This window comes from Actinomadura sp. HBU206391, from assembly GCF_014323665.1.
Lineage (GTDB): Bacteria > Actinomycetota > Actinomycetes > Streptosporangiales > Streptosporangiaceae > Actinomadura_C.
Window position 1 is genome coordinate 1 of sequence record NZ_JABVEB010000358.1, and the last position, 4589, is coordinate 4589.

Below are 4589 nucleotides of genomic sequence, written 5' to 3' on the forward strand. Positions count from 1 at the left end.
TCACCGCCGCAGCCGCCGTAATGTCCGGCCCCGCTCCAGCCCCCGATGCCCCCGCCACCGGACTGCAGGCCGAGCTGCTGGCCGATCGCGGCCTCCTCGGCGAACGCCGGATCCATGCTCATCAGCGCCGCCATGCCGAACAGTCCGACGCCGAGAGCGGCATCGGAAGAACCGTAGGTGTCCCACGCCGGGGACATCGACGGCTCCAGGTGCGCGTGCTTGGCACGGACGTCCGCGAGCGCGTCCCGGCCGGCGCGCGTGACGCGCGGCGCCACGTTGAGCCACACCAGCGCCGACACCGCCACAACGATCAAGGCTGCCACGAGGAAGCCCACCGCGCTGTCGTTCTGGATGTCGGCCACGAGACGGACCAGGCCGATGACCAGCAGCACGCCGAACGGAAGAGCGGTGAAGCGGAGCTGGGCCCTCTCGGCAGGGGTCAAGAGCAGTCCCTTGCGCTCGAGACCCACCCGCACCCCGTCCAGCGCCCGCCGGACGCCGACGTGAGCGATCAGGGCCGATGCCGTCGCGCTGCTGCTCTGGATGGCCCTGATCACCGCGTCGTTGAGCGGTGACCGCATCGTGTACGACGTGGCGCGGGCCTCCAGCCGGCCATCGCCGGCGCTCGTGACCGCCCGGTCGGCCCGCAGCGCGGCGACGGCGGCGGCGATCGCCCGCGACGAGCCGCCGATGAGGTAGGCGGCCTCGATCGGACCGAGCGGAACCTTCGTCGGTCGCCCCCGTGTCACCTTACGGCGCAGCGCCACGGTGAGCGCTGCGAGCGCGATGGCGGCGACGGCGTAAACGATGAGGAACGTCGGACCCGAGATGCCCCAGGCATCCCCGTTAGCGGCAATCAGCACGGTGTTCTCCCGTCGCCGATGGTCGGAGGCCTGGATCCGCAGCCCGGCCTCTCATCTGATAGCGGGCACAGGGCCCCGGACGGTTCCCGGTCGTATGACGCGGAACACCGCTCATATGGCCACGCCCTGCGGATCCGCGGCGGCCGCGGTGTCCCGCGACCGTGGCCGGTCACTCCTCGTCGAGGCCGTCGTCGGGTCGATCCCGACCGCCCGTACGAACGCGGTGCAAGGCCGCCGGGCGGCGCCGATGCGCTCATCCGCCGCACCCTCCCCCACCGCCGCAGCCCCCGCCGCCTCCTCCGCCGTCGCCGGAACCGCCCGACGATCCGCCGGACGAGCAGGCGTAGCCGCCGGCGTACCCCCCGCCGTCCGACGCGCTGACGTACCGGCCGGCTCCCACGGGCTCGGTGAGATCGGGATCGATGCTCAGGAGCGCGGGCATTCCGAACAGCGCGACGCCGAGCGCGGCGCCGCCCGCCCCGTAGACGGCCCACGCCGGGTTCTTCGACGGGTGAAGATGGGCGTTCTCGGCCCGGGCGTCGCGCAACGCCGCCTCGGCCGGCCGGGTCACCTGCGGGACCCCCACAAAGAACAGGACCAGTGCGGCGAAGGCCACGAACGGCAGCGAGAGCAGGAGGAGACCGACGGGTCTGCCGTGCTGCGCTCCCGCGACGACACGCGTCACGCCGACCGCGAAGAGCACACCGAGAGGCAGCGCGGCGAGGCGGACCCTCGCACGGTCGACCTGGGTGAGCATGAATCCGTCCCGCTGGAGGGTCGTGCGGAGCCCGTCCAGTGCCCGCCACACATGGTGCTCCGACGCGAGATGCCGAACCTGGGCCGACCCGCGGTTCCGTACGGCCGTCAGCATCGCGTCGGCGAGCGGCCCCGACACCGGGTGCGACCCGGGCACGGCCCGTACGTGCCCCTTCCCGTCCGCTGTGACGGCCTTGCCGGAGCGCAGCTCGGCGAGCGCGGTGAGGGCGGCCATCACCGGACCCCCGGCGAGATAGGCCAGCTCGGCCGGCTCGAGCGCACGCCGGACGGCGACCGTGCGGCGCACTCGCGCACGCGCCAGCACGGCGAGCGCGATCAGCGCCATGGCCGTGATGACGAATGCCCTGATGAACAGTGATCCGGAGATGCCCCAGGTGTCACCGGGTGCAGCGATCAGCACGGTGGCCCCCTGCCGAAGGTCCGGGGGCCGAGCCCCGCAACCCGGCCCCTCACCTCATAGATGACAGACAATCCCGGCCGGTTCCGAGTCACATGACGCAGAGCTCCGCGATACGCCCGATCGGCGATGGCTCAGACGGTGACGGTGGTGATGAAGAGCGGCCGGGTGATCCCCCAGGGTCGCTTCTCGCGCGGTGAGCGGCACGGCGACGTCCCGGCCGAGGTGGGGGGCCGGGCCCCGCAACCCGGCCCCTCACCTGAATAGATGGCGGCGGGCCGCGATTGGTTCCCGGTCCTGTGACACAGAACACGATCGATTCGCCGGACCCGCCGGCGGCCGCCGGGTTCCGGCGCGGCCTCGGCCGGTCACTCCTCGTCGAGGCCTTTCTCGATGGCATAGCGCACGAGCTCGACGCGATTGTGCAGCTGCAGCTTGTTGAGGGTGTTCTGCACGTGGTTCTGCACGGTGCGGTGCGACAGCACCAGCCGCTCGGCGATCTGCTTGTAGGTCAGTCCCTTGGCGACGAGTCGCAGGACCTCGGTCTCGCGCGCGGTGAGCCGTGGGGCCTCCTCGTCGTCCCGCCGCGGGGCGGACGCCAGCCGGCGGTACTCGCCCAGCACCAGGCCGGCCAGGCCAGGGGTGAAGACCGCGTCGCCCGTGGCGGTTCGGCGTACGGCGTCCAGGAACTCCTCGCGGCCGGCCGACTTGATCAGGTAGCCGGTGGCGCCCGCCTTGACCGCTTCGAGCACGTCCTCCTGCTCACCGCTGGCCGACAGCACGAGTACGCGAACGGCGGGGTCTGCGGCGATCAGCTGCCGCGTCACCTCGACACCGCTGATGTCGGGCAGGTGCAGATCGACGACCGCGACCTGTGGCCTGACCGCGCCGGCGATCCGCACCGCCGCCCGGCCCTCACCGGCCGTCGCCACGACGTCGCAGCCGGCATCGGTGAGGTCACGGGTGACCGCGTCACGCCACATCGGATGATCATCGATGACCATGACGCGCAGGGGGGTATCGCTCACGTCGAACACCCTAATGGCCGGGGTGCGGGAGTCGGCGGTCTCGCCGGTCCGCGCACGGTGGGGACCGTACCGGGACGGCGCCCGTCAGGAGGTCGGGGACGGTGTAGGGGTCGCCGGCATCGGGGGCGGAGAGCCCGGCACCGGCATGTCTGGCCGCGGGTACCGCCACCTCGGCGGGAGCCGGCCCGGGTTCTGGTCGCCACGGTCCCGGCCGTACCAGCGATTCCCGTACGGCCCGAAAGGCCCGTCGGGCCCAGGACCCGGGTGGACCATCACGTCGGGCGATCGCTCCCCGCGATCGTCGAGCAGGTCGATGAGCGCCACCGCGCCTCCTCCGATGATCAAACCGGAGACTCCCGCGGCGATGAGCTGCACGGACCTCCGGTGGGCCCATCCGCCGCCGCGCCGCCAGGAATCTCCGGGGGGCGGGACGGGTCCACCCGGCGGTGGCGGTGATGGTCGTCCGGCGGGAGGCCGTGGCGGGGGCGGCGGCTCGGGCGGGGGCGGCATCGGCCGCTCGGCACCGGGCGCTCCGGCGCCACCGCGCTCATCCCCCGGCGCGGCCGGCGGATCGCCGGGGGGCGGCTCCTGCCGGCTCGCGGTCGGCTGCTCGGATGGACCCGCCATCCGCTTGTCCTGCTCCTCGGCCATCGCGTCTCCTTCGGCTCGTGGTGTGGACCCGCATCGTGGGCGTCATCATCCACGGGACGGGCTAAGCCCGGTGTAAGAACCGGGGCACCCGCAGCGGATCAGGCCGCTGGGACCGGGACCCGCATCTCGATCTCAGTGCCCTCGCCCGGCGCCGAGACGATCGAGACCGCGCCCCCGATGTCGCGGATGCGGCCGCGGATGGACTGCGCGACGCCGAGCCGCCCGTCGGCCTCCGCGGCCGTCAGCCGGCCCGGCCCCATGCCCGGTCCTTCGTCCCTGACGCTCACGGTCACCCCGTCGTCATCGCTCTCGAGCAGGACCCACGCCCGGACGCCCTCCCCGCAGTGCCGCCGTACGTTGTCCAGCGCCGCGAGGACCGCCGCGTCGATCTCCCGTGCCGTGCGCATCGGCAGGGGCACCGAGGAGGCGGGCGTGGACACCGTCACCGTCATCGACGCGTGGGAGGACAGGAGCATGCGCAGGTCGGCCGCACCGGCGGAGTCGGCGACCCCTTCACGCGAGCCGACCAGCGCGCGCAAGGCGGCCTCCTGCTCGCCGGCGAGCCGGCCCAGCTCGGCGGCCGGGCCGCCGAGCTCGCCGCCGCGCCGCTGCACCAGGGCGAGCACTTGAAGCACCGAGTCGTGGATCCGGCGGGCGAGCCGCTCCCGCTCACGCATCGCCGCCTCGAGCTCGATGGCGCGGGCCAGCCTGGCCTCGGCTTCGTCGGCCAGTTCCGCACCGTGCCCGACGATGACGCCGGCGAGGAACACCAGCACGATCCCGTTGCCGGTCGTCTGCGTCGGCACGCTGCCGACCACCTCGTGGACGCCGAGACCGGCCACCGCGATCACGAAGGCGGCGGCGGCGCCGCGC

5 protein-coding genes are annotated in these 4589 nt (G+C 73.3%); all 5 read right to left on the reverse strand.

The annotated features are described in order from the left end of the window. On the reverse strand, positions 1–863 hold an 863-nt coding region (locus HKK72_RS36250; RefSeq protein WP_187238913.1), incomplete at its 3' end, for a TIGR04222 domain-containing membrane protein. Positions 864–1116: 253 nt separating this feature from the next. Continuing rightward, positions 1117–2040, reverse strand: coding sequence for a TIGR04222 domain-containing membrane protein (locus HKK72_RS36255; RefSeq protein WP_187238914.1), 924 nt, complete (start codon positions 2038–2040; stop codon positions 1117–1119). Between the two features lie 365 nt (positions 2041–2405). Beyond that, on the reverse strand, positions 2406–3041 hold the full coding sequence (locus HKK72_RS36260) for a response regulator transcription factor (protein WP_187238916.1): 636 nt from the start codon (positions 3039–3041) through the stop codon (positions 2406–2408). Positions 3042–3149: 108 nt separating this feature from the next. Continuing rightward, on the reverse strand, positions 3150–3716 hold the full coding sequence (locus HKK72_RS36265) for a hypothetical protein (protein WP_187238915.1): 567 nt from the start codon (positions 3714–3716) through the stop codon (positions 3150–3152). Between the two features lie 98 nt (positions 3717–3814). Then, a partial coding sequence (gene macS, locus HKK72_RS36270; protein ID WP_315987625.1) for a MacS family sensor histidine kinase occupies positions 3815–4589 on the reverse strand: 775 nt, incomplete at its 5' end.